Here is a 26,666-nt window from a genome sequence, read left to right as displayed (position 1 = left end):
GTCACACCGGTCAGTTCCGGTCAAACCGGGAAAACTGCATGGAAAAAGTACCCCGACCCTGGGTGGCGGAGCGCAGGTTGGTGGAGTAACCGAACATGTTTGCAAGGGGTACTGTCGCCTTGATGGTCTGGACTCCCAGCTTGGGTTGGATGGATTCGATTTTTCCACCTCTGGCGTTCAGGTCCCCGATCACATCTCCCATGAAATCCTCGGGAACGAGGACTTCCACGGCCATGATGGGATCCAGCAAAAATGAATTCCCCTGGGAAAGGGCCTCTCTCACCGCCATGGAGGCGGCCACGGTAAAGGCCAGTTCCGAGCCGTTGGTTTCCCGTGATCCGGCGCCGGTGAGCACCGCTTTGACGTCCACCACCGGATATCCCATGAGAATGCCGCTCTCTAAAGATTCCATCACCCCTTTTTCCACCGCCTTTACCAGTCCGGGTGCCAGTTTTTCCTCGGTCAGAGATGATTCGAACCGTTTGCCTTCACCTCGAGGCAGCGGCTCCAGCCGCAGGGAAACTTCGCCAAAATGGCGGTTCCCGGCGACCTCCTTATCGAAAACCGCACTCCCCGCAGCGGCGGATTCGATGGTTTCCCGATAGACAACCTGGGGTTTACCCACGTTGACCCGGGTATTAAATTCTCGCTGCATGCGGCTGGTGATGATCTCCAGGTGCAGTTCTCCCATGCCGGAAAGAATCGTCTGGCCGGTGTCTTCGTCTTCCCGGACACGCAAGGTGGGGTCTTCGGCCATAAACTTTTCCAGTACCTGCTGGAGCTTCTCCTGATCGCTGTGGGTTTTGGGTTCAACGGCCACGGAGATTACCGGTTCGTAAAAATCCATTTTTTCCAGCAGCACCGGATGTTCCTGCTGACACAGGGTTTCGCCGGTGGAGGAGTCCTTGAGTCCCACGACTCCGACGATGGCCCCCGGGCCCACCGTGTCTATCCGCTCCCGTTTATTGGCATGCATCATAAGAATGCGGGACAGCTTCTCTTTCTTGTTGCGGCTGGGATTGTATACGTCGGTGCCAGCGGAAAGCTTCCCGCTGTAAACCCGGACATAGGATAACTTTCGGCCTTCCATCATGGAGACCTTGAAAATCAGGGCGGCCAGAGGCGCTTTTTCATCCGGGCGGCATAGGATGGTTTCTCCGGTTTCCGGATGAACGCCCTTGATGGCCGGCACCTCTGCCGGGCTGGGAAGGAACTGAACAATGGCATCTAACAGCGGCTGTATGCCTTTGTTTTTCAAAGCACTGCCACACAGCACCGGCACCAGCTTCAGCGCGACGGTGGCTCTTCGCACAGCATCCAGAATCGTCTCCGTGTCGATGGGTGTTTCGGCCAGATAGGCTTCCATGATCCCGTCGTCCACCTCGGCAAGGGTTTCCAGCAACTGGTCGCGGAACATTTCCGCATCTTCCCTGAGATCCGCATCGATATCCCCGGTACTATAGCTGGCCCCAAGCGTATCGTCGTCCCATCGGATCTGCTGCATGCGGATCAGATCAACCACACCGGAGAAGTTGTCTTCAGCGCCCATCGGAATCTGGAGGACCAGGGGCGTGGCCTTGAGACGGTCGCGCATCATCTGGACAGTACCAAAAAAATCGGCGCCGATACGGTCCAGTTTATTGATGAAGGCAATCTTGGGCACCTTGTAACGGTCGGCCTGGCGCCAGACCGTCTCCGACTGAGGCTCCACACCACCTACCGCGCAAAAGACACCGACGGCCCCATCCAACACACGCAGGGAACGCTCCACCTCAATGGTAAAGTCCACATGACCCGGTGTGTCAATGACCTGGATATCCCGATCATGCCACTTGCAGGTGGTGACTGCAGAGGTAATGGTAATGCCCCGCTCCTGCTCGTCGACCATCCAGTCCATTACGGCCTCACCGTCATGGACCTCTCCTATTTTGTGGGATCTCCCCGTATAGTAAAGGATCCGTTCGGTAACCGTTGTCTTGCCGGCATCGATGTGAGCGATGATTCCGATGTTCCTAATATTGTGGAGTTTGTCAGTTTTCTTCATCGTGTCAGCAGCATGTCTGCGGTTAAAGGAAATTCAAGAGGCAAGTGGCCTGCAAGCGTCTGTGCCTCTGCTCCGTCAATGAGAATTTTTACCCGGTCAACCTCTGGAACGTTAAGGATCAAAGAATTAACTATAGAAAATAATGTCAATTGCTCAAGTCGGCAACTCCCGGGGTGATTTTCCCGGAAGTGAGTGGAAAAATCCACCACCGCCATCCCATCTTCAAGCAGAAAAAAGGATCTCAGCTGCGTCCCTTTGGGTATTGTGGCCAGATTTCCACGCACGGAGCCCTTTATCAGTTCCACTATCAGCTGCCTGCTGAATGCCGTCGGATCGCCGGGGTTGACCATCACACGCGTTTCGGCAACAAGAAATGGCCGCTTCGCATCGGTGAAATAGAGATGAACCTCCTGCTTATCCGCTTCTCCGGCAACGGAATCGGAAACCATTATGGCAGCATTAACCACCAGTGCGGCAATCACCAACCAGCCCGCCCATCGCCGAGCGGTTATGCGGCTGTGGATCACATTCATGAATGGGGGTCCTGTTGCGTCTGGTCATCCGACCGAAGAAAAAAGAACGTTGTCATGATCCGGCGAAAAGATTGATGTATGCCAAGGACCCGGACATGTCAAGAACAACACGGCTGTATGAAAATGGCCCCGGTGAATCCGGCCACCTTCTGCGTATTTTCGTTCAAATGGGATCGCATTCACCGTAAACCGAAAGGGCGAACACCTCAGGCCCACTGTGACAGGTTACCGTAGGCCACCCTCTGCCACTGATCACCTGATAATCTTTGATTGGAATCATGGGGAGTTTGGCCAAGAGACGTTCGAAGGCCAGATCCATATATGGTTTATTGTTATCGGATCCAAAGGCCTTGTAAATTTTAACGTTGTGGGTGCGTGACGAGAGGAATTCCAACGAAGCATCCGCCATTCGATCAATGGCCTTTTCCATCCCTTTCTCCGTGGAAAAAGGGGCAACCAATCCATCGTCGATGATTAAAACAGGCTTCATTCGCAAAAGGCTGCCGACCAACCCCTTGGCCTTGCCTATTCTGCCGTTCTTGACAAAGAATTTCAGTGTCGATGCGGAAATCAGCACCTGCGCAGATCGCGTAATTTCCGGCAGCGCCGCTTCGACCTCGGTTACCGGCCGCCCTGCCGTGACCATTTCGATAATCTTTTCGGCAACGAAATACCCTCCGGCGGATACAGACTGCGTGTCAAACACATGAACTTCCAGACCGGGGACGAAGCCCTTGGCGGCATTGCTATTTGCGACCACCTGTGAAAGCTTGGATGACATGTGAATGTCGATGACGCGCTCGTACCCTTTAGCCTTGATGTCCATGTATTTCTTGATCATATCCGATTGGGTGGGAGGCGTGGTGGCAAAATTCTTTACGCCGTCGACTTTTGCGTAGAACTGCTCTTGAATCAACTGCTCCCCATCGATATAGATAGTACCGTCCAATACAATATTGATGCCGACAAATTCAAGATTGTACTTTTGCATGAATGCCTGCGTTGGCTCACATCCCGAATCCACCATAAAAGCAGTTTTTTTTTCCGTCATCACTCCGTATCCCCTCTATATAAAGTCAATTAGGATTATTTGTATCTGTTGTTCCGGAACATGTCAAGCACATGTAAACAGTGTACACTTGAAAGATTTTTGTTTGTCAATGCGGATATCGCTCAAAAAAAGAAGGGTATTAAGCAGTATGGAAGACAGCCCCGTTTCGGGAGGTTGGCGCCTGGAAACACAATCACGTCCAAAAAAAACAGCGGATTCCCGGCATAGAAACCAGGAACCCGCCAGGTATTTCAGTAATGGTATTTCTATAATTCCTTGATGGCCTCGGTCAGTTCGGGCAGAAATTCAAGGATGTCTGCCTCAATGCCCACGTCGGCAACCTGGAAGATGGGAGCCTTGACATTCTTGTTGATGGCCACAATAAATGGCGACCCCTTGATGCCACCCAAATGCTGGAAGCTGCCGCTGATGCCGCAGGCCATGTAGACCTTGGGCTTGACCGTCTGCCCGGATGTGCCCACCTGACGGGATTTCTCCAGCCACTTGGCATCCACGATGGGTCGGGAGCAGGAAACCACGGCTCCCATGGCATCGGCCAGTTCCTGGGCAATTTCGATATTCTCTTCGTCTTCGATACCGCGGCCCACGGAAACCAGCACGTCAGATTTGGTAATGTCCACGTCGCCGACTTCGGCTTCAACCACTTCCAGGAAGATCCGCTTGGCGGTCAGGTCGCCGCAATCCGCGGATTTATCTTCAACACTGCCTCCCGCTGATTTACTTTCATCGGGGGCAAAGGCGCCGGGACGCAGGTTGATCACCGCACCGCCGGAAATATCAGCGGTCACATGGGTGCTGACCATACCGCTGTACTCCTGGCGGATCACCTTCAGCAGGCCACCATCCACACCCTCGATATCCACCACATCGGCAACAAAGGTCGAATCCAGTTTGATGGACAGCCCGGGACCCAAATCCATGCCGAACGTGTCATTGGGAACCAGAACAATAGCATCGGCCGGCAGAATGTTGACCAGCAGTTTGCGGATCACCTCGGCGTTGGGGTACGCCAGCGCATCATGATTGACTTTGATGACCTTGGCATAGGAGGCGGCCACGGCATTGGCTACGGCGTCAAGCTCGGCGCCCGAACCGGTGACGATGGCGGTGACGGCTGCAGCGGCGTCTATCTTCTTTGCCGCAGTGACCAGTTCCAGGGCCGAATCATCGGCCACTCCACCCTTGTGTGTAATGTATGCATAGATATCAGCCATTATTTCAATCCTCCTTTGGCCTTCAAGAGTTCAATCAGTTTCGCAATGATCTCTTCGGTACTGCCTTCGAGCATTTCAGCTCCCTCACCCATCTCAGGCACGAAGTAATCCACGCGTTTGACTTTGGCGCCGGCAGCGCCCACAGTGGCGGCATCAACGCCCAGACCGGCGGCGCCATGCTGGGGGATCTCCACCGAAGCCACCTTGCGGATGCCGCGAATACCCACGTAGCGGGGCTCGTTGATGCCGGTCTGGATAGACAGGACACAAGGCAGCTGGATCTCGTTCAGTTCCTGGTTGCCGCCTTCTATTTCGCGGCCCACTTTGAGTTTGCCGTCATCAATCACCTCGATCTTGTTTACCAGTGATGCATAGGGGTAGTCCAGCATGGCAGCCAGCATTCCGCCTACCTGGGCCGCCCCGTCATCAGCCTGGGCGCCGCTGAGGATCAGGTCGTATTTACCCTTTTGAACGGCGGCTTTAAGCAGGGTGGCAATGCCTTTGCCGTCAGCACCGTCGAAGGCATCGTCACACAGCAGCAAACCGTTATCGGCGCCCATGGCCATTTCCCGGCGAAGCACCTCTTCGGATTCGTCGTCGCCCACAGTGATCACCGTAACACTGCCGCCCACCTTGTCGCGGATCTGAATGGCCTCTTCGACTGCATAGTTGTCCCACTCGTTGACCGAGTACACCAGGTCGTCACGCTCGATATCGCTGCCGGACCCGTTCACCTCGATCTCATTTTCAGCGGTATCGGGAACTCGTTTTACACAAACCAGAATTTCCATGTTTTTCCTCCCTGATTATAATTTTGCTTATTGCATGTGTTGGGCAATTAATTCAGATAGATCGATGGCCTCCATTTTGCCTTCCAGGCCGGCCACCTTGATGGCGTCTTCCATGTTGACCAGGCAGAAGGGACAGGCTGTAACGATAACATTGGCACCTGCTTTTGCGGCCATCTCCACGCGCAGAACCCCCATGCGCTGCTCTTCCTCGGGTTCGTAGAAAAGCATCAGACCGCCGCCGCCGCAGCAGAAGGAGCGATCACGGCAACGCTCCATCTCCACCCGTTTCAATCCGGTAATGGCATCCAGAGCCGACCGCGGGTCGTCGTATACGTCATTGTGGCGGCCCAGGTAGCAGGGATCGTGATAGGTATATACCTTTCCGTCGCCGTTGGCCCCGGTCAGCCGGATGTTGCCCGATTTGACATTGCGGGCGATGAACTGACTGATATGTTCAATCGGCGGCAGTCCCTGGTAATCATTTTTCAGGGCATTGTAGGCATGGGGATCGGCGGTGATGATGTGCTTCACGCCGCTGTTCAGGATGGCATCGGTATTGGACTCCTTCATGGTCTGAAACAACATCTCTTCGCCGAATCGTCGGATCTCGTTGCCGCTGTCTTTCTCCTCCTTGCCCAGGATGCCGAAATCCGAACCTGCCCTGGAAAGAATCGTCGCCGTAGCCTTGCCGATCGACTGCATACGGTCATCGTATGAGGTGATGCTATCAACAAAGTAGAGGGCATCGGCCGATTCCTTGGCCAGATCCTTGACCACCACATCGTCAGGCAAATCCTTGATCCAGTCGGCGCGTTTCTTTTCCATCTTGCCCCAGGGGTTACCGCGCTTCTCCAGAGCACTGAGAGGCTTTTGAAGGCTCTGGGGCACCATACCCTCGTCCACCATCCCACGGCGCAGATCGACAATTTTATCGATGTATTCGATGCCAAGCGGGCACTCCTGTTCGCAGGCACCGCAGGTGGTGCAGGACCAGATTTCATCCTCTTCGTAGGTGGTGCCGATCAGGTTTTCGCTTTTCTTAAAGGAACTGCCGTATGGATAGATGGGGTAATTCTTGAAGGCCAGGTCGCGCCCCTTGATGGAGATAAAGCGTGGCGACAGGGGCCGGCCCACGGCATTGGCCGGGCAGTTGTCCGAGCAGCGGCCACAGTCGGCGCACGAATAAAAGTCCAGGATGTGCTTCCAGGTAAAGTCCTCCAGGCGCTTGACACCGAAAGATTCGAGGTCATCCAGATCTTCAGACTTGATGCCGTATCTTACCGGCTTGATGTTGCCCCGGTCAATGCGCATGAAGAAAACGTTGAACAGTGAAGTGATGACGTGGAAGTGTTTACCCAAGGGCAGAAAGCAAAGGAAAAAGAAAAAAGTCAGATCGTGAATGTAATAGGCGACGATATGAATGATCTGCAGCGTCTCCACCGATGTCGACAGCAGGGCGGACTTGAACAGCCAGGCGAGGCTGATCGGAGCGAGAAATTCGGCGTGGAATCCCCGCTGAACATTGGCGGCCACTGAACTGGCCTCAAACAGGCTTTCGGAGATCATCAGCGTCGAGATCAGACCCAGCACGAAAAGCGCTTCGGCCGTATGATCCTTGCCGTATTTGGCGGGCACGGCATACCGCGCCGGCTTGACCACGGCCCGGCGGTAAGCGGCAATGGCACAGGCGACCAAGACAACGGTGGCGGCGTAATCTTTCAGTATACTGTAAATGTCGCCCAGCAGTCCGCCGAATCCCGGCATGACGAAGCTATCTGAGATGCCCATGACCACCAGGGAACTGGATCGGATACTGAGAATGAGAAACCCGGCGAAAATCATGATATGCACGACGCCAGCCATCAGGTACCGAGGCTGGCGATATTGGGCCAGCCAGATTTTCAGCACATTGAGGATACGTTGGGGAATGCGGTCCAATCGGCTATCCGGTGCCGCTTTCACCAATGGCGCCATACGAATGGCCATGATATAAGTAAATACCGCTATTCCCGCTATAGGAATCAAGATCGAAAAAACCACCGTGGGAATAAAAAGAAAAAAATACTTGGCCGGAGCGATCAACGCGTTTTCCATATTTTACCCTTGTTCTCCCTTCGGTTTCGTATTAAGATAAATAAAAAATGAATGAGTATTCATTCAGTTTTTACCCATTGATTCCAATCCTGTCAAGAAAAAATTTTGGTTGCTATGCCCATAAATCCTTCCCTGATAGCAGTTGGGGTGGTCTTTCAGCGAATACCTTTTCGCGGTTTTCACATATCCAGGCAGCTGTTGGCAAATTGACAATTAACCATCAGGATTTCTTGACAAAAGCGGATTCTTTGAATAGATACTAATATACGAGTCAACAGTATAATCCCCACCCGACAGGCATGAAGGCCTCATTTATTATGAACACCACTGAAAAACAAGGAAAAAGGAGGTTCATGTGAGTACAGACAGTCCCTATCTGGCAAAACCGTGGTTGAAGCACTATGAGGAAGGCGTTCCTGAACATGTCCCATATGAAAACATCTGCCTGCCGGATTGCCTGAAGCGGTCGGCCAATAAATTCCCGGAAAAAATGGCCCTGACGTTTCAAGGATATCGGGTCAGCTTTGCCAAACTGAATGATATGGTGGATCGATTTGCCACGTGCCTGACCGATTTCGGGGTGAGGAAAGGGGACGGTGTGGCCATCCTGCTGCCCAATATGATCCCCTGTGTGGTGGCTTACTATGCCACCCTGCGCATCGGTGCCATCACCGTCATGAACAACCCCTTGTATTCCGATCGTGAGTTGGAACATCAGTTCAACGATTCCGGATCCAAAGTGCTGATCACATTGGATCTGCTCGGCAACCGGATGATCGATCTTCGGCCAAAAACTAAAATTAAACAAATTGTTTACACCAGTATCGGCGACTATCTTCCTTTTCCCAAAAGCCTGCTTTTCCCGCTGGTGGGCAAAAAAAAAGGATTGGCCGCCGATGTCAAACCGGCGGATAATTTGTACAAATGGAAAACCCTTATCACGAAGTACGCGCCCACCCCGCCGCAGGTGGCGCTGGATTTTGAGGACGTGGCCATGTACCAGTATACCGGAGGCACCACAGGCGTTTCCAAGGGCGTCATGCTCACTCATGGCAACTTGAGCAAACAAACCCAGCACGTATCGGCCTGGTTCCCCGCCTTCGGCAGCGATGAGATCATGCTCGGCGCCCTTCCTTTTTTCCACGTCTTCGGCCTCTCCACCGCCATGAACCTTGCCATTTTTAAGGGATGGGGAAACATCCTGGTACCCAAACCCCAACCCCCCCAACTGTTGGAGGCCATCGGCAAATTCAAGCCCACCTTTGCGCCACTGGTACCGACGATGTACATCGGCATGCTCGAACACCCTGATATCGCAAAAACGGACCTCACTTCCATCAAAGGTTGTTTTTCCGGCAGTGCCCCGTTGCCGGTGGAGGTGATCAGCGAATTCGAAAAGAAAACCGGTGCGGTTATCGTCGAGGGTTTTGGGATGACCGAATCTTGCCCGGTAACCCACATTAATCCATTTAAGGGCAATCGCAAAATAGGCAGCGTGGGTATTCCCATTTCTGACACCGAAAGCCGAATTGTGGATCTCAACGACGGCATCACCGACGTTCCCGTCGGCGAAATCGGCGAGCTTCTGGTCAGGGGCCCCCAGGTCATGAAGGGCTACTGGAACCGGCCCGACGCCACCGCCGAGACCCTTACCGACGGATGGCTGCACACCGGCGATATTGCCAAAATGGATGAAGACGGCTATTTCTACATCGTTGATCGCAAGAAAGATATGATCATCTCTGGCGGTTTCAACGTTTATCCCCGGGATATCGAAGAGGTTTTCTTCGAACATCCCAAGGTGATGGAAGCCACGGTCATCGGCATTCCTCATCCCAAACGCGGCGAAGCGGTCAAGGTGTTCGTCGTCTTGAAGGAAGGTCAGACAGCCACCACCGAAGAACTGCTGAAATACTGCGAAGACAAGTTAGCCAAATACAAATGGCCCACGGAAATCGAATTTCGCAAAGAACTGCCCAAAACCAATGTTGGCAAGGTTCTCAAAAAAGATCTCAGAGCCATGGAGCAACAAAAAAAGCAATAGACGGTGGGCCGTGTCGGTTTGAACGCTGCGGTCATCGAACCCAAAAAAGGGGGGTGCATTTCAATGCACCCCCCTTTTTTTTCAATTATATTTCTTTTAGTTACAGGCTTATTTGCCGCCAAAGGCATCTTCGGCGATTTCTACGGCCGCCTCGCTGGTGTTCATGATGGCGTCCATTTTGCCCATGGTGATGGGAAGTACCGCCTGCGTGAAATACTGCACGCTTTTCACCTGCCCTTCATAGTAAGCCTGATCTTTTTTCTTGGCCCCTTTTTCCAGTTGGGTGGCAGCGACAACCCCTCGCCATAGAAGCATCCAGGCCATCACCACATCACCGGAGGCCTCCATGAACGGATGGGCGAAAGCAAAGGCACTCATTACCTTGGGAGACATGGCGGTGGCGCCCAGGTGCATGGCTATTTCGCCCAATCGGTTCAAGGCCTTTTCCACTCTTACCGCATAATCCTTCAGATTGTCGATGGCCTTGGCTTGAGCGATGGTCTTTTGGATCTCAACCATCAGGTCCATAATCGGTTTACCCTTGTTCATGCCCAACTTTCGGCCCAGCAAGTCCATGGCCTGAATGCCGTTGGTGCCTTCATAGATCAGGGTGATGCGGCAGTCCCGCAAAAGCTGCTCCTGGGGGTACTCTTTGATGAAACCATATCCGCCGTAAACCTGCACACCCGTGCTGCAGACCTCAAAGGCTTTGTCGGTAACGTACCCCTTGCAGATGGGGATGAGCAGATCCAGCATTCCCTGCAGCCTGGCTTTTTCCGCCTCGTCATCGCTAACAGCCACCTGATCGGACAGGTACCCGGCGTAATACAGCAGGCTGCGCATACCCTCAACATACGACTTCATAGAGATGAGCATTCGGCGCACGTCCGGATGCTGGATGATGGGGACAGACGGTGCGTTAGGATCCATCATTTGCAGAAGATTCTTGCCCTGTACCCGCTCTCTGGCATAATTGACCGCATTCATGAAAGAAGCGCTGGCGCAGCAGAATCCCTGCATTCCCACCAGCAGACGTGCTTCGTTCATCATCAGGAACATGGCCCGCATGCCCTTGTTCGCCTCACCCAGCAATTCACCCACGCACTGGCCTTTGCCGCCTAAGGTCAACGAGCAAGTGGCGTTTCCGTTAATGCCCATCTTATGCTCGATGCCGGTGCAGATCACGTCGTTGAATTCACCCAGGCTGCCGTCATCATTGACCCGGTACTTGGGAACCAGAAAAAGAGAGATACCCTTGGTGCCTGCTGGAGCTCCTTCGATTCGTGCCAATACCGGATGAACGATATTTTCCACCAAGTCATGCTCGCCGGCCGAGATGAATATCTTGTTTCCGGTAATGCTATAAGTCCCGTCTTCGTTTTTCACGGCGCTGGTGGTCAGGTTGCCCACATCCGATCCGGCTTCAGGTTCGGTGAGCAACATGGTACCGGTCCATTTTCCGGTAAACATATTCTTTAGAAACAGTTTCTTCTGACGTTCCGTGCCGAACGCTTCCACCAACAGGGCCGCCCCGTGAGTCAACCCCGGATACATCATGAAGGCATAATTGGCGCCGTTGAAATAGTCGGCGGCAGCCAAAGAAATAGTCCTGGGCATCCCCTGCCCACCGTATTCGGGATCCTCGGGCATGGCCAGCCATTCGCCTTCGACGAACAGGTCGTAGGCGCGCTTGAAACTTTCCGGAACGAATACCTGGCCGTTCTCGAGGCGACATCCCTGCTCGTCACCCTCCTTGAAAGTGGGAAGAATTTCCTTTATCGCAAGGTTACGGGCCTCACTGATAATCAAATCTACGGTTTTCTTGTTGAATTCTGCGTACTTTTCATGCTCACTCAACGCACCTACGTTCAGCTGTTCATGAAGCACGAAATCAACATCTCTTCTGTCAGCGATTACCTGTGCCATGGTTTATCCTCTCCTTATTGACTGGTGGATCCGCCGTCGAAGCGAGTGCGCACGGCGATATCCGGTTATGTATTCAAGCCGTTAATTCTGCGTCACGGGTACCGCCGATGCCCTGAATGAAAAGGTCAACCAATGGATCGGCCATGGTGACCAAATCGTATTGCCCCCCTGAATGAACCCAGGAGTTGATCACCTCATCCACAGCACCGTTAATAAATCGCTTTACCAGGCCCATATATAGGTCCTTGCGAATGGTTCCCTCATCCTGGCCCAGTTCGACCACCTCGGATATTATATCCCGGTACATCTTGGACATCTCTTTGATCTGTTCGTTCCCGAGCCGCCGGTTCTGGTGGGTTTCCGCCTGATAAACGATGGCCATGTTGCGGTCTTTCTGAAACTCTTGGAGATGGACGCGAATTAAACACCGCAGCTTTTCTTCGGCGGTTGTCGACTGGCTTACCGCATCCCGAAACCGCTCGAAAATCTGACGGGTCTTGTACTGGTAGAACTGAACCAGGATGTCGTCCTTATTCTTGAAATAGAGATAGATGGTTCCATCCGCCACCCCAGCCTCTTTAGCAATCTGGGCAATCGTCGACTGAAAGAACCCCTGATCGGCAAATACGGAAATAGCCGCCTCCAGGATACGTTGGTATTTATCCATATTTTTCTTTTTAGTGCTGATGGCGACCTCCTGGCAACGGCTGTTTATGAATGAATATTCATTCATTTATCAAAGCCAAAATCGCCCTGTCAAGCTTTAACATCAAAAAGGCCGAAAAACCAGCAACTACAGGTTAAACCCTATCTGTCCCTAAATTCGGATAATTTAATGTCTTTTGTCTGAGGTATGCCGACGATAACACGTTTGTTTGATTCGGTCATATAAATGAATGAGTGAACATTCATTTCATTTTGACTTTGCTGCGGACAGGCAATAAAGGGATTTTGACCCCCGGATGCAAGAATGCATCCTTTCCATATTGACATAATTGATCCGCTCAGGTTAATTTCGCTCTTTAGCTCACATCAACCATTGCACGCCACCCCTTAAAGCATGCGTGCGGTGTATCACCTTTCATGGCAGCGACCCCATGCCAAGGTAAACAGGAGGAATGTCAAATGATTGTTGCGGAACGAAAGCCCTTTGAAGAGGTCAGGGCCATGGTCAAGGACTTCAAAAAAGTCCTCACCGTGGGATGCGGCACCTGCGTGGCAGTATGCCTGGCAGGCGGCGAAAAGGAGGTCGGCGTGCTTAACTCCGAACTGAAAATCGCCCGCCGCATGGATGGCAACCCCATCGAAACCGGTGGTATTACCGTGGAGCGGCAGTGTGACATGGAGTTTCTGGAAGAGTTGGACGGCATCGTGGATGAATACGACGCCATCATCTCCATGGCCTGCGGAGCAGGCATTCAATTTATTGCCGAACGATTCCCTGAAATCCCCGTGTTCCCCGGTGTCGACACCAGCTTTATCGGGGTCAACCGTGAAGTGGGCTGGTATGAAGAAAAATGCCGAGCCTGCGGGTCATGTGTGTTGGGTATGACTGCCGGCATCTGCCCGGTCACCATGTGCGCCAAGGGATTGTTCAACGGCCCCTGCGGCGGCACCAACAAGGGCAGCTGTGAAATCAATAGCGATCAACCCTGCGCCTGGCACCGCATTCATGAACGGCTGGCCAAACAAAACCGGCTGCAAAACATCCTCGATATCTGCCCGCCCAACGACTGGCGGAATCAGACGCCAAGAACCATCGTTCAGCCAGGCTACAAGGAACGCCTTGCCGCATTGGGTTTAAAGTAACCGAATTGCCGGCAAACAACCACGAAAACGGAACAAGCCAATAGAGGGATTCCAATATGAAATCAGGAAGCAATCTAGAAAAAATACTGCGTGCCGGTCATTTTGCCTTCACCGGAGAGTTGGGACCGCCCCGTGGATCCAACGTGGCGGCGGTGAGGGAAAAGGCCAAACACCTGGTCGGCATGGTCGATGCCGTCAATATTACCGATAACCAGACTGCCATGGTGAGGATGTCCAGTTGGGCCGCTTCGTTGATTGCCATTGAGGAGGGTCTGGAACCCAATTACCAGATGGTCTGCCGGGACCGCAATCGTCTGGCCATGCAGGCCGACATTCTCGGCGCATCGGCCCTGGGCATTCGCAACCTGCTCTGCCTGTCCGGCGACCACCAGCAGTTCGGTGACCACCCCCAGGCCAAAGGGGTGTTTGACATTGACTCCACCCAACTCATCGGCGCGGTGAAAAAAATGCGCGACGAAGGGAAGTTCATGGGCGGTGCAGACATCGACGAACCGCCCAAAATTTTCATTGGCGGGGCGGCTAACCCCTTTGCCGAACCCCATGAATGGCGCGTTCATCGTTTAGCTAAAAAAGTCAAGGCCGGTGTAGATTTCATCCAGACCCAGTGCATCTATAACATGGAGCGAATGCGCCAGTGGGTCAAAGAAGCCGTGGACATGGGGCTCGACGAAAAAGTCTACATCCTGGCCGGTGTCACGCCCATGAAGAGCGTCGGTATGGCGCGCTACATGCAGCTCAAGGTCCCCGGTATGGATGTCCCCAACGCGATCATCAAACGGCTTCAGGGTGTGGACAAGAAAAAGGTGGCCGACGAGGGCATCAAGATCGCCTGCGAACAGATCGACGAGTTCAAGGAGATGAAAGGCGTTGCCGGCGTTCATCTCATGGCCATCGAATGGGAGCACAAGGTGCCGGAAATTGCCGAGCGGGCGAAAGTCCTGCCCAGGCCAACGGTCTGATCCGTGCCGCCCATCCATTGTCAACCAACGATCACCAAAGGAGTTTTCAAGTGAGAACTGAATCGAAAAGAATAATGGTCATTGGGGGAGGGATCGCCGGTCTGACGGCAGCCTGGGAGCTTGCCGGCCTCGGTGCACAGGTTGCGCTGGTGGAAAAGGCCGACTACCTCGGCGGACACGCCATCCGATATTCCTGTAAAGCCACCGATGAATGCAAACAGTGCGGCGCCTGCGCCGTGGAAAGCATGCTTAAAAACGTGGTCAACGAACCGGCCATATCCGTCCATCTGGCCACTGAAGTGACCAGTATTAATAAAAACGGCAATTTCAAAGTCAGCCTGAAAAAGACAGGCACCACCAAAGACGCCAAGGCCTGTGGGGCCGGCTACACGGCCGATCCAACCGGCTGCGCCGCCGTCAAGGGCTATTCACTGAATAACGCTAAATTTTACCGGGCTGACGGCAGCTTGGATCCGGCAACCACCGGCAAGGCGGATGCCCTGGAAGTGGATGCCATTGTCGTGGCCACTGGCTTTACCCCTTTTGATCCGCGCATCAAATCCACCTATCGCTACGGTGAGTTGGAAAACGTCATCAGCGGTCTGGACATCGAGACGGGCAAACGCGCCAATGGTAAGGTCCTGCGCCCATCCGACGGCAAGCCGCCCAAAAAGGTCGCCTTTATCCAGTGTGTGGGCAGTCGCGACGAGCGCCTGGGCAATCTGTGGTGCAGCCAGGTATGCTGCCCCTATGCTCTCAGGACAGCCCAAGCCATGAAGCACAAGGACCCCGAGCTGGATGTCACCATTTTCTACATGGATATCCAGAATACGGGCAACGACTTCCCCGTTTTTTATCAGCAGTGCAAAGACGAAATGAAATTTGTGCGCAACATCCCCGTGGATATGTACAAAACCGAGGATGACCGCATCCGCACGCGTTTCATGGCCACCGAAGGCAGCAGTGAAGCGATGGAAGAAGAGTTCGACCTGGTGGTGCTCTCCGTGGGCATCATGCCGGCTGCGGACAATCCGACGCTTGCCGAAGCGGTTGGCGCGCCATTGAACAGTGATGGTTTTTTTGCCTGCGCCGACAAGTTGAACCGGTCAGCCACCGGCCAAGAAGGCATCTTTGTCGCCGGCACTGCATCGGGACCAAAAACCATTGCCGAATCCATCGTCCATGCAGGGCAATCTGCCGGCGAAGTGATGAAATATCTGGGGAGGGCCTAATGACACAACAAACACAAATGGAAACCATTACGATGGCCACCGATGTTTTGGTGGTGGGTGCAGGGATGACCGGCGTGAAGGCCGCCTCTGAAATCGCCGCCAATGGCTATAAGGTGGTGCTGATTGATCAGGGTGCCGGCCTGGGTGGGACACCTGGTGCTTCTGTCGCCGATCTCGATGGCAATGAAGCGGGTGAACTGAAGGCCTTGTTGAAAGCCGTCAACGGATCGGAAATGATCGAGGTCATGACCGACACCCGCATCGATGGGGCTGCCGGTGTTCCTGGTGACTTTCGGGTCTGGCTGTCGGGCAATGATGACATCGTCGAGAAATCAGTGGGTGCCATCGTGGTGGCATCGGAACTGGTTTCCTGCCCGCTTAACGATTCTTATGGCCTGTCCCTTTCAGACACGGCAGTCAGCCAAAGCCAGTTAGAAGCGGCGCTGAAGGAAAATCCGGCTGCCTTTGCCGGCAAATCGGTCGCCTTTCTCATGGGGCTGGCCCAGGATGGCAATCCGCTGGTTCTGGAGCGGGTCCTGAAAAGTGTTCTGGCCATCGAAAACGTGGACGGCAGCAGCGCGTATGTCTTGGCCGGTGATCTCAAGGTAGCCGAGGACGGACTGGAGAGACTCTACTTGGAGTGCCGGGACAAGGGTGCCATGTACGTCAAACTCACCGCCATGCCCAGTGTAAAGCAAGAAGGCAGTGCCTTGTCCATCACCTACGAAGATCCGGTTCTGCAACGCCAGGTGGAACTGACCCCGGATATCATCGTCGTCGAAGAGGCCATCGGTGCCGACCAGGTCAATGCGGCCCTGGCTGAAATGCTTCGCATCGACGTGGGATCCATGGGTTTCCTGCAGACCGACAACGTCCACCGCTACCCCGTTTCCACCAATCGTGAAGGCATTTTCGTGGTCGGCGGCAGCCGCCGGGCAAAAAAACGTTACGGCGCCCTGATGGATGCGGAAAATGCCGCCCTCCGGGTACGCAGCCTGCTGGGAAACGGCACCATCAGTGTCCCGGCCGCCAAGGCCGTGCTGGACAGCGGTAAATGTACATTCTGCCTGACCTGCTTCCGCTGCTGTCCCCACGGTGCCATCTACTGGACTTCCGACAACAAACCGGTGATCTCCAAAGTGGCCTGCCAGGGTTGCGGCATCTGCGCCTCTGAATGCCCCATGGACGCCATTCAGATCGGCGATTTTAACGATGCCGCCATGATCGACCAGGTGACCCAATCGGCAACCGCAAAAACCGATGATGCCCCCACCATCGTGGCCTTCTGCTGCCAGAACAGCGGCCTGGAAGCCGCCCGGATGGCTGAATCCTTCGGCATGCCGCTGCCCAAGGGGCTTAAAACCGTAGCCGTTCCTTGCGCCGGCAAGGTAGATATCGATTATGTCATGCATGCCCTGGCCGAGGGTGCAGACGGCGTGGTGGTTATGGCCTGCCACAACGGCAACTGCAAATCGGAAAAAGGCAGTTTGTACGCCAGCTGGCGGGCTGCCAATGCTCAGAATATGCTTGAGGCCATCGGCGTGGAAAAAGAGCGCATCTGTTTTGCCACCACGGCGGCCAACATGGGTGCCGATTTTTCATCCATTGTCATGGAAATGGAAGAACGTCTTAAAGCAAAATAACATACTGAATCCACTTAAGCGCGCGCCGCTGCTACCTGCAACGACGCGCGCTCTTTTTTGGCAACGAACCGTTGCCCCCACCGGGTCATCAAGCAACGCAAACAATGATGGACCGGTAAAAACTCTTATCAACCTATCCAACTGAAAATATTGTTAAAATACAAAAACAGACATTGCCTTCTCCAACCTGATATGATATGAAATGTATCATATTTACAGCACGTTAACATGGAGAAGACATGATTCGTATTAAGAACCACAAACAACGACAACTGTTCGATCCGTGGCGTCATTTAAGTCCAAAACGGCGTAAAATGCTTGAGGAGGACTGGCCAGGTCTTTTTCGGGAACATCTGCTGGAGGAACTTCCCGTCGATCAGATGCTGCCGCATTTTACGGATGGCATCGGAAGACCCAGCAAGGAACTATACACCGTGCTGGGTGTGCTTCTTCTCCAGCAGACCATGGATCTGACCGACAAGGCCGCCATCGAACAGCTTGCATTCAATATCCAGTGGCATTACGCCCTTAACATCCCGGAAGAGAGCGATGATGCCAAAACCATCAGTGAAAAGACCCTTTACTCAATGCGCCAGGTGATGATCGATAATCATCTTGACGAGACCATGTTTGATGCCATCGCCGACAAACTGGCCGTGGTGTTCGGTGTCGATACCAAAGACCAGCGCATCGATTCGGTGCACATCAAATCCAATATGCGCAGGCTCGGACGGATCAGTATTTTCAGCCAGACGATCTTTAAATTTCTGGTCAACCTCAAACGCCATCATCGGATGCTTTTCGATGCCATCGATGAGAAGGTCATCGCGCGCTATTGGGGGAAAAAAGCCCTGGCCGCCTTTTCCATGATCAAGCCATCAGGATCCGAGAAGACACTGAAAACCGTCAGCACCGACTTGTTCGATCTCATCGAGCAGTTCAAGGATCAGCCACAGGTTTGTTCCATGCACAGCTACAAACTGATGCAACGGGTGCTGGCCGAGCAGTGTAGCCTGAGCAGCGATACTGACGGCAGCAAGGTGACCGTCAAAAAGCCCGCCGATATACCGGCTGATTCGTTACAGAACCCCTCGGACCCGGATGCTACCTACAGTGGACACAAGGGGCAGGGATATCAGGTTCAGGTCATGGAGACTTTTGACCGCGGTGAAGACAACGCCGAGAAGCAGCAGCGGTTGAATCTGATCACCCACGTGAATGTACAAACGGCCTGTGAGCACGACGCCCACGCGTTGGCCCCAGCCATCGCTGACACCCGGGTGCGGGGTGTTGGCCCCAAGAAATTGCTGGCCGACACGCTTTACGGCAGTGACACCAATGATCGGATTGCCCAAGTAGCAACGGTTGAACTGGTTGCCCCGACGCATAAGGGCCGCAGTAAAGAAGATCTGTTGAGCCAATTTCGTTTCAACAAAAAAGGCCTGGTTACCCAATGCCCTGCCGGATATCGTCCAGAGAATACGTCACCAAAAACGAAACGATCCAACTTCGGCGCCGGTTTTGACCTGCAACGCTGTCTGGCCTGCCCCATGTTGCCCCAATGTCCGGTAAAGCCCGGCAAGAAGAAGGCGTATCTTCGCTACAGCGAAAAGCGCTACCGTCTGGCAAAACGGCGAGCGCTGGAAGCCAGTGCAGCGTTCATTGATGACTATCGCTGGCGGGCCGGCGTGGAAGCAACCATGAGTGAGTTCGATCGACGAACCGGAGTAAAGAAACTCAGGGTCCGGGGGATGCCGGCCGTGCGGTTTTACGCCAGAATGAAGGCCACCGGCTTAAACATCCTTCGCGCAGGAGCCGCCCGCAAGGCCAGAAGAAAGGCCTGGGCGGCCAATGGTGCCTATATTGGCCATGTGGATACCTTTATCCATGCTGTCAAAGAGCGAATCCAACGATTTATAGAAGATCTTGGATCTGTTTTTCTCAATCCGACTCAGGCCGCCGATAGTTATCGAAATATGGCGGCGTGAGTTTTTACGGGTCCATCAAACAATAGACGGATCCCATGCGGAAGCGGTTGATTTCAATTTTTTCCTTGTAATTTACGCCTGATTCGGAAATAAATACTAACCTGATCATTTTTATCAAAAATAGAATCGTCGGTGGTTAACCAACAACGGAGGAACTAACAGTATGGCTGATGAAGCGATCAAGCTCGGTGGAAAGAAACGATCCGTTTTCATCGACAAGGTAAAGGAGATTCTCCCGGAAGGGGGAAACCTGAACCTGTGCCTGACCTGCGGCGCCTGTTCATCGGGCTGCCCGGCAACGGGTCTGGAGGGAATGGATCCCCGAAAATTTTTAAGGATGGCGGCTCTGGGCATGGATGAAGAAGTGCTCAGTACCAAATGGGTCTGGATGTGCAGCATGTGTCAGCGCTGCGTCTATGTCTGCCCCATGAAAATCGACATCCCCCAGCTGGTCTTCAATACCCGGGCCCAGTGGCCCCGTGACCAGCGTCCCAAGGGCATCCTGGGATCCTGCGACATGGCCCTGCGCAACGACACCTGCAGCGCCATGGGAGCCACGGAAGAAGACTTTCAGTTTGTCGTGGAAGATGTCCTCGAAGAGTATCAGGAAGCCCAACCCGAGTTCGCGGAAATGAAGGCTCCCGTCAACAAGCAGGGCGCCGAATTTTTCCTGAATCAGAACTCCCGCGAACCGGTCACCGAACCCGACGAAATGGTGCCGCTGTGGAAGATCCTGCACCTGGTGGGGGCCGACTGGACCTATGGAACCAAAGGCTGGGCCGCCGAAAACTACTGCATGTTTCTGGGCGACAATGAGAGCTGGAAACATATTGTCGAGGTAAAGAAAAAAGCCGTGGAGGATCTGGGCTGCAAGGTCTGGCTCAACACGGAGTGAGGGCACGAACTCTTTGCAGTCCGGGCCGGACTGAAAAAATTCAACCTCGAACCCAACTTCGAAATCAAAAGCATCATTCAATATTACGCTCAGTGGATCCGCGAGGGCAAGCTCAAGCCCAGCTCCGCGTGGAACAAGGAGCGCAAGATCAAGTTCACCGTTCAGGATCCCTGCCAGCTGGTGCGAAAGTCCTTTGGCGACCCCGTTGCTGAAGATCTGCGCTTCGTGGTCAAATCCGTGGTCGGCGAAGAGAATTTCGTGGACATGCACCCCAACCGCTCCAACAACTTCTGCTGCGGTGGCGGCGGTGGCTTCCTGCAATCCGGATTCCCGGACGAACGCCGAGCCTACGGCAAGCTCAAGGCCGACCAGATTCTGGCCACCAAGGCGGCCTACGCCATCACCCCCTGCCACAACTGCCACGCGCAGATCCACGATCTGAGTGACCAGTTGGATCACCCCTGGCAGACCGTTCATCTGTGGACCCTGCTCTGTCTCTCCCTGGGAATCCTCGGTCCGAACGAGCGCGAGTACCTGGGTGACGACCTTAAGGATGTGGATGTGTTCCACCCCGAGTCATCGAATATGTAAACCGTTGTTCGAAACGAAACCAAAAAGGCCGGTAGCCCTAAAACGGGGCACCGGCCTTTTTTCATTAGGTATGGTCCAAAGGAACGGAGTTTATCCCCACCCCTTTATACTCCCTTGGAGAGTTTCACCGCACACACCTTGTACTCCGGAATGCCGGAGATGGGGTCAAGAGCTGCATTGGTAAGCTTGTTGGCTGCCGATAGGGCAAAATGAAAGGGAATGAAAACGGTTCCGGCCACGGCTTTTCGGGAAATCCGGACCATGGCTTTGATTTCTCCCCGTCGGGAAGCAATGGTGACCCGATCACCATTCTCAATACCCATGCCCTGGGCATCGCCCCGCGTGATCTCCACAAAGGACTCCGGCTCCCGTTCGTTCAAACCCTCGGTCTTCATGGTCATGGTACCGGTATGGTAGTGATAGAGAACCCGGCCGGTGGTCAGGTACATGGGGTAGTCGTCATCGGCCACTTCCGCCGGGGCAATCCATTCGAGGGCATGAAACATCCCTTTTCCGCGGGTAAACTGGGCGCCGTGTAAAATAGGCGTTCCGGGATGTTCCGGAGTGGGACAGGGCCAATGGAGACCCTCGTGTTCGATACGGGCATAACTGATGCCCGCATAGGAGGGGGTGACGCCGGCCAGTTCGTTGAAAATGGTTTCGCTGTCCTTGTAGGACATTGGATAACCCATGCGTGTGGCGATCTCGCAAAGGATCTTCCAGTCATCCTTGGCCAATCCCGGCGGGTCCACCGCCTTTCTCACCCGCTGCACCCGCCGCTCCGTATTGGAAAACGTACCGTCTTTCTCGGCAAAGCACTTGGAGGGAAACACCACGTCCGCCATCCTGGCGGTCTCGGTGAGAAAGATATCCTGAACCACCAGAAACTCCAAATTGCTGAAACATTTTTCGGCATGGTTCAGGTCAGGATCGGACACCAGGGGGTTCTCGCCGATGATGTAAAGGACCTTGAGTTCTCCGCTGTGTGCTTTGGGCACCATCTCGGTAACCTTAAGCCCCGGTTTCGTGGGCAGGCCGGTGACGTTCCAGGCCCGTTCCATTTTTTTAATGGCGTCCAGGTTGTCCACCGTCTGATAGCCGGTGAGGACGTTGGGAAGCCCCCCCATATCGCAGGCCCCCTGGACGTTATTCTGGCCCCGCAGGGGATTGACTCCACCGCCCCGGATGCCCATGTTTCCGCAAAGCATGGCCAGATTGGCCAGGGATTTGACGTTGTCCGTACCAGTGGTGTGCTGGGTGATCCCCATGCAATAAAGAATACTGGCCGCGGGAGCCTTGGCGTATAGCCGCGCTGCATCGACGAGCTGCTGGGCCGGAATACCGGTAATAGTCTCTACGCGCTCCGGGGTATACTTAGCCACGACTGCTTTCAGGGCTTCGAAGTTTTCCGTGCGTTCTTCGACAAACGTTTTATCGTGGAGGTCCTCCTGGATAATGACGTTCATCATCCCGTTGATCCAGGCCACGTCGGTTCCCAGATTGGGCCGTAGCCACATCTCTGAAAATTCCGTGAGCTTGATGCGGCGTGGATCCACTACGATGAGGGTGGCGCCCTTTCGGGTAACGGCCCGTTTTACAAAAGTGGAAAGCACGGGATGATTTTCCGTGGTATTTGAGCCGGTCACGAGAATAACGTCTGCCTCCTCGATATCGGCGATCGTATTCGTCATTGCGCCACTTCCGAAAGCTGCGGCCAGACCGGCCACGGTGGAGCTATGTCAGAGACGGGCGCAATGATCGATATTGTTTGTTTTAAGCACCGCCCGGGTAAATTTGTGGGCGATATAGTTCTCCTCATTGGTAATGCGCGCCGAGGTGAGCAGGCCGATGCTGTCTCCGCCATGGGTGTCGCGGGTATTTTTAAGCTTTTGTGCCACCAGGTCGATCGCCTCGTCCCATGTGGCTTTGCGAAACACCCCGTTTTCCTTGATCAACGGGTCCGTCAAACGCTCATCACTGCCGATGAAATTGAAACTAAAACGTCCCTTGACACAGAGGCTGCCGTGATTGGGAGCAACATCCGGCACACCGGTGACCTTCACCACCCGGTTTTCCTTGACGTGAAGGTAGAGTTGGCAACCCACCCCGCAATAGCCGCAGGTGGTTTTCGTTTTCTGGGTTTCCCAGGGCCGAACATGGTAACGCACATCCTTTTCCACCAGGGCACCCACCGGGCAGACCTGCACGCACTCGCCGCAGAAGACGCAATCGGAATCCTTCAGCGGCCGGTCGCCGGCAGCGATGATTTTTGTGTCCGCACCGCGGTAGCCAAAGCTGATGGCATTGTTCACCTGCACCTCGTTGCAGGCCTGAACGCAGCGCCCGCACAGGATGCAGCGCGAAAAATCCCGAACGATAAAGGGATTGACCGTCTCCATGGGATAGCGGGACGGGGTCCCCTGAAAGCCCTCGCCGGTCACCTGATAGCGGTAGGCCAAATCCTGAAGCCGGCAGTCTCCCCATACCGGACACAATCCGTCGCTGCCGTCATCTTTTTCGACCCCCAACTGAAATTGGGTCCAGTCGCTGTCGTCCCGTCCACGAACGGCACAATTGTGATTGCCCGAGGAGAGCATGAGTCGCAGAATCTCTTTTCGCGATGCCACCACTTCCGGCGATTCGGTGCGCACCACCATGTTGGGAGAGGCGGGAGTGGAACAGGCCGGCAGCAGTGTCCGGGCCCCCTTGACCTCAACCACGCAAATCCGACAGGCGCCGGTGGGCGTAGTTCCCTTCAAGTGACACAAGGTCGGAATATCGATGTGGCCCCGCCGGGCCACATCCAGGATCGTATCCCCCGGTTCAATGGGAAGCTCGTTTCCGTTGATCACCATCAGGTTCGTCTGTTCCATATTCAGATGCTCCTTAGGGAAGGGTCCGTTGGCGGTGGCTCAGGATGCGATGCAATCGCCTGTTATCCGCTTGGTATCCATCCATAAAATGATAGCTTGGGGTTCGGTCCGATGCCGCAAGAATGTTGAAACCGAAGGCCCATTAAATCTGCGTTGAGGATTTCAACATCGCGAGAACCCAGGTCTGAGCCAAAAGATGCAATTTAGGATCAGGCACCAGCCTATTTTTTCTATAGAAAATCGACCCTATTGTCAATCCGGGAATACCAATCAGCAATAATTGAAGCCTCTCCGCAGCAAGCCGCGAGGAGGCTTTATCGTAAGGATAAAAAATCGATCTTCAGTTCCCTGGCCGCCCCTCTCGCAAGCGGCGGGGAACGCGCTCGCTGTCGCGGTTCAAAAAAAGGGTTCGCTAAACTTATAAAACATATTTTATCAAATAGTTTTCATTTTATTTGGGGCGATTATCGCAATCGCCGACCCGTTTTCGAAAACCAGCTCCGTCCCCCCGCGAAGTCATCAACAGATATACCAAGGCACCCACGATACTGCCCGCAAAATCCGCGACCCCGTCCATCACGTCGGCCTGACGCGTCGCTACGAACGCTTGGTGGACTTCGTCACTGATGCCGAAAAGGGTGGCAAAGCAGACACTGAGCACCAGCAACTGTGCCGGGAATAGTCGACCCGGCCAGGTCGCCCGGCATGCCCGGTAAAGAAGCAATGCCAGCGCTCCGTAAGCAGCCATGTGCAACACTTTGTCTTTCAGGGGAAAAGAGGGACCGAAATCGGGCGACGGAAAACTGGATTGGACAATTATCGCCGCGCATAAAGCCACTACCGGCATCCAGTATAAAAAAAAAATTTTCGGTGCGGTTTTCATGGAGCAGCAGGAAAGGCCTTGGGAAAGCCGCTGCAGCCTTCCGGGGATTCCGGGGATGGCTGCAGTGGCAGTTGTGCATTGGACTATTCGTCGAACATATCCAGGTTCAACCGTCTGCCAGTCACGTGGGCCGTCACCTGTTTCATAAAGTGGGCCATGGGGATACCGTAGCGAACCGTGCCGTCCAGCGTGCGAACGGATATGGTGCCGGCCTCCTGTTCTTTGGCACCGCAAGTCAGAATCAGCGGCGTCTTGGCCAGCTGGGCTTCACGAATTTTACGGTTGAGGCTTTCCGTCCGGTCATCCACCTCAACCCGAAGGCCCGAGGTGGTCATGGTTTTGGCGACATCCTGGGCAAAGGGGATCAGGTCATCGTTGATTGGCAACAAAACGGCCTGAACCGGCGCCAGCCAGAGGGGGAACTTGCCTTCGAAGTGTTCGATAAGAATTCCCAGAAACCGCTCGATGGAACCGAACACCGTCCGGTGGAGCATAATGGGCCGGTGTTTTTCATTGTCTTTTCCCACATAGGTCAGGTCGAACCGCTCGGGAAGGCTCATGTCCAGCTGAATGGTGCCACACTGCCAAGTCCTCCCCAGGGCATCCTTGATATGCAGGTCGATCTTGGGGCCGTAGAAGGCGCCGTCTCCCTCGTTGATACGGTATTCCTGGCCGTAAGCATCCAGCGCTGAGCGAAGTCCGTCGGTAGCCAGTTCCCACTGCTCGTCGGTACCGATCGATTTTTCCGGCCGGGTGGAGAGCTCCAGATGAAAACCGAGACCGAATTGACTATAAACCCGCTCCTCCAGCCTCAGCAGGTCGATAATCTCATCCTGGATCTGTTCCGGCATCATGAAAAGATGGGCATCGTCCTGGTGAAAGGCCCGGACCCGGAACAATCCGTTGAGCACGCCGGACAGCTCGTGCCGATGCACCAAGCCGATCTCTGCCGCGCGGATGGGAAGTTCCCGGTAAGAGTGCGGCCGGGTGCTGTAAAGCAGCATACCGCCGGGACAGTTCATGGGCTTGATGGCGTATGCCTGTTCATCCACCGCGGTGGTGTACATGTTCTCACGATAGTTCTCCCAGTGGCCGCTTTTCTCCCACAACGTGCGCTGGAGGATGATGGGCGTCTTGGTCTCCACGTATCCGGCTTCCCGGTGGGCGTCGCGCCAGAAATCCAGCAGGGCGTTCCACACATCCATGCCTTTGGGATGAAAAAAGGGCATACCCGGTGCATCGTCATGAAAGCTGAACAAGTCCATGGCCGCACCGATCTTGCGGTGGTTGCGTTTTTTGGCCTCTTCGAGAAAGTTGAGATAAGCCTTGAGCTGCTTTTTGTCGAAAAAGGCAGTGCCATAGATCCGTTGAAGCTGAGCCTTGGATTGGTCCGCCCGCCAGTAGGCACCGGATACCCGCATCAGTTTGACCGCCCGCACGAACCCGGTGTGCGGCACATGCGGTCCCCGACACAGGTCGGTAAACTCGCCCTGCTTGTAGAAGGAGATGGTACCGTCGGCCAGGTCGGAAATCATCTCCGTCTTGTAGGGTTCCTCCTTATAAAATTCCAGGGCATCGGCTTTGGACACCTCATGGCGTTCGACGGGAATCTTCGCTTTGATGATGCGGTTCATTTCCGCTTCGATCTTGGGGAAGGCTTCCTCGGAGAGTGGCTCCATATCGATGTCGTAATAAAAACCGTCCTCCACCACCGGCCCGATGGTGAGTTTGGCCTGGGGGTAGAGATTCATCACCGCCTGGGCCATGACGTGAGCGGCGCTATGGCGCATGATTTCCAGCGCTTCGGGATCCCGGGTAGTGATCAGCCGGACGGCGGCATCCTGCATGATGGTCCGGTTCAGGTCTACCAGGTTGCCTTCTATTTCCATGGCCACGCAATCCCGGGCCAGGCCTTCGGAGATGCTCTTGGCCACAACCATCCCCGTGGGATAATCCTCAAAGGGTTTTCGACTTCCATCGGGAAGTGTGATATGAATCATTTTTTTTATCTGCCTTCCGTAAAAAGGTTGTGCATTAGGTCAACAATGGAAAAT

At 54.2% G+C, this 26,666-nt stretch carries 18 protein-coding genes; 7 read left to right on the top strand and 11 right to left on the bottom strand.

The features are described from left to right. Positions 1–10: 10 nt before the first annotated feature. From fusA to ACHZBS_RS17350, 6 genes are all read right to left on the bottom strand, one after another. Positions 11–2,044: an elongation factor G gene (gene fusA, locus ACHZBS_RS17375; RefSeq protein ID WP_319407783.1), complete on the bottom strand. Its 2,034-nt coding sequence runs from the start codon at positions 2,042–2,044 to the stop codon at positions 11–13. Beyond that, positions 2,041–2,577, bottom strand: coding sequence for a GerMN domain-containing protein (locus ACHZBS_RS17370; RefSeq protein WP_319407782.1), 537 nt, complete (start codon positions 2,575–2,577; stop codon positions 2,041–2,043). Before ACHZBS_RS17370 ends, fusA begins: the two co-directional genes overlap by 4 nt. Before the next feature lie 163 nt (positions 2,578–2,740). Further along, positions 2,741–3,628, bottom strand: a complete 888-nt coding sequence (locus ACHZBS_RS17365) for a DegV family protein (RefSeq protein WP_319407781.1) — start codon at positions 3,626–3,628, stop codon at positions 2,741–2,743. A 266-nt stretch (positions 3,629–3,894) separates the two neighbouring features. Next, positions 3,895–4,863, bottom strand: a complete 969-nt coding sequence (locus tag ACHZBS_RS17360; RefSeq protein WP_319407780.1) for an electron transfer flavoprotein subunit alpha/FixB family protein — start codon at positions 4,861–4,863, stop codon at positions 3,895–3,897. Then, complete coding sequence (locus tag ACHZBS_RS17355) at positions 4,863–5,654, bottom strand: electron transfer flavoprotein subunit beta/FixA family protein (RefSeq protein ID WP_319407779.1); 792 nt, start codon at positions 5,652–5,654, stop codon at positions 4,863–4,865. The genes ACHZBS_RS17360 and ACHZBS_RS17355 overlap by 1 nt, the downstream gene beginning before the upstream one ends. Before the next feature lie 27 nt (positions 5,655–5,681). Further along, positions 5,682–7,748, bottom strand: coding sequence for a (Fe-S)-binding protein (locus ACHZBS_RS17350; protein ID WP_319407778.1), 2,067 nt, complete (start codon positions 7,746–7,748; stop codon positions 5,682–5,684). 355 nt (positions 7,749–8,103) lie between these two features. Between ACHZBS_RS17350 and ACHZBS_RS17345 the strand changes: the two genes are divergently transcribed. Further along, a complete protein-coding gene (locus ACHZBS_RS17345) occupies positions 8,104–9,792 on the top strand; it encodes a long-chain fatty acid--CoA ligase (RefSeq protein WP_319407777.1) in 1,689 nt (562 codons plus the stop codon). A 108-nt stretch (positions 9,793–9,900) separates the two neighbouring features. Here ACHZBS_RS17345 and ACHZBS_RS17340 read toward each other — a convergent pair whose 3' ends face one another. Together ACHZBS_RS17340 and ACHZBS_RS17335 are read right to left on the bottom strand one after the other, a co-directional pair. Next, positions 9,901–11,718 carry an acyl-CoA dehydrogenase gene (locus tag ACHZBS_RS17340; protein ID WP_319407776.1) on the bottom strand — a complete coding sequence of 606 codons (1,818 nt, stop codon included), beginning with the start codon at positions 11,716–11,718 and terminating at the stop codon, positions 9,901–9,903. Positions 11,719–11,791: 73 nt separating this feature from the next. Further along, positions 11,792–12,385, bottom strand: a complete 594-nt coding sequence (locus ACHZBS_RS17335) for a TetR/AcrR family transcriptional regulator (protein ID WP_319407775.1) — start codon at positions 12,383–12,385, stop codon at positions 11,792–11,794. A gap of 458 nt (positions 12,386–12,843) precedes the next feature. On the opposite strand from ACHZBS_RS17335, the gene ACHZBS_RS17330 reads away from it, so the two are divergent. The 6 genes from ACHZBS_RS17330 (at position 12,844) to ACHZBS_RS17305 (ending at position 20,856) form a co-directional block, all read left to right on the top strand. Next, complete coding sequence (locus tag ACHZBS_RS17330) at positions 12,844–13,527, top strand: methylenetetrahydrofolate reductase C-terminal domain-containing protein (protein WP_319407774.1); 684 nt, start codon at positions 12,844–12,846, stop codon at positions 13,525–13,527. Between the two features lie 56 nt (positions 13,528–13,583). Beyond that, complete coding sequence (locus tag ACHZBS_RS17325) at positions 13,584–14,507, top strand: methylenetetrahydrofolate reductase (protein WP_319407773.1); 924 nt, start codon at positions 13,584–13,586, stop codon at positions 14,505–14,507. Further along, on the top strand, positions 14,444–15,739 hold the full coding sequence (locus ACHZBS_RS17320) for an FAD-dependent oxidoreductase (protein WP_324292409.1): 1,296 nt from the start codon (positions 14,444–14,446) through the stop codon (positions 15,737–15,739). Before ACHZBS_RS17325 ends, ACHZBS_RS17320 begins: the two co-directional genes overlap by 64 nt. After that, the gene (locus tag ACHZBS_RS17315) at positions 15,739–17,382 is read left to right on the top strand and encodes a hydrogenase iron-sulfur subunit (RefSeq protein ID WP_319407771.1); all 1,644 of its coding nucleotides are present in this window, start codon (positions 15,739–15,741) and stop codon (positions 17,380–17,382) included. The genes ACHZBS_RS17320 and ACHZBS_RS17315 overlap by 1 nt, the downstream gene beginning before the upstream one ends. 239 nt (positions 17,383–17,621) lie before the next feature. Next, positions 17,622–19,370 (top strand): transposase, encoded by a 1,749-nt coding sequence (locus ACHZBS_RS17310; RefSeq protein WP_319404994.1) that lies wholly within the window; start codon positions 17,622–17,624, stop codon positions 19,368–19,370. A 163-nt stretch (positions 19,371–19,533) separates the two neighbouring features. After that, on the top strand, positions 19,534–20,856 hold the full coding sequence (locus tag ACHZBS_RS17305) for a (Fe-S)-binding protein (RefSeq protein ID WP_319407770.1): 1,323 nt from the start codon (positions 19,534–19,536) through the stop codon (positions 20,854–20,856). 104 nt (positions 20,857–20,960) lie between these two features. Here the strand turns inward: ACHZBS_RS17305 and fdhF are convergent, their stop codons facing one another. The 3 genes from fdhF to thrS all read right to left on the bottom strand — a co-directional run bounded on the left by fdhF (position 20,961) and on the right by thrS (position 26,612). Then, on the bottom strand, positions 20,961–23,729 hold the full coding sequence (gene fdhF, locus ACHZBS_RS17300; RefSeq protein WP_394708008.1) for a formate dehydrogenase subunit alpha: 2,769 nt from the start codon (positions 23,727–23,729) through the stop codon (positions 20,961–20,963). A 451-nt stretch (positions 23,730–24,180) separates the two neighbouring features. Then, positions 24,181–24,567, bottom strand: coding sequence for a VanZ family protein (locus tag ACHZBS_RS17295; protein ID WP_319407769.1), 387 nt, complete (start codon positions 24,565–24,567; stop codon positions 24,181–24,183). 128 nt (positions 24,568–24,695) lie between these two features. Then, complete coding sequence (thrS, locus tag ACHZBS_RS17290) at positions 24,696–26,612, bottom strand: threonine--tRNA ligase (protein WP_319407768.1); 1,917 nt, start codon at positions 26,610–26,612, stop codon at positions 24,696–24,698. Between the last annotated feature and the right edge of the window lie 54 nt (positions 26,613–26,666).

Source organism: uncultured Desulfosarcina sp., from assembly GCF_963664155.2.
GTDB lineage: Bacteria > Desulfobacterota > Desulfobacteria > Desulfobacterales > Desulfosarcinaceae > Desulfosarcina.
Note: the sequence above shows the minus strand (reverse complement) of the source record. Positions and strands in the feature narration are given on the sequence as shown.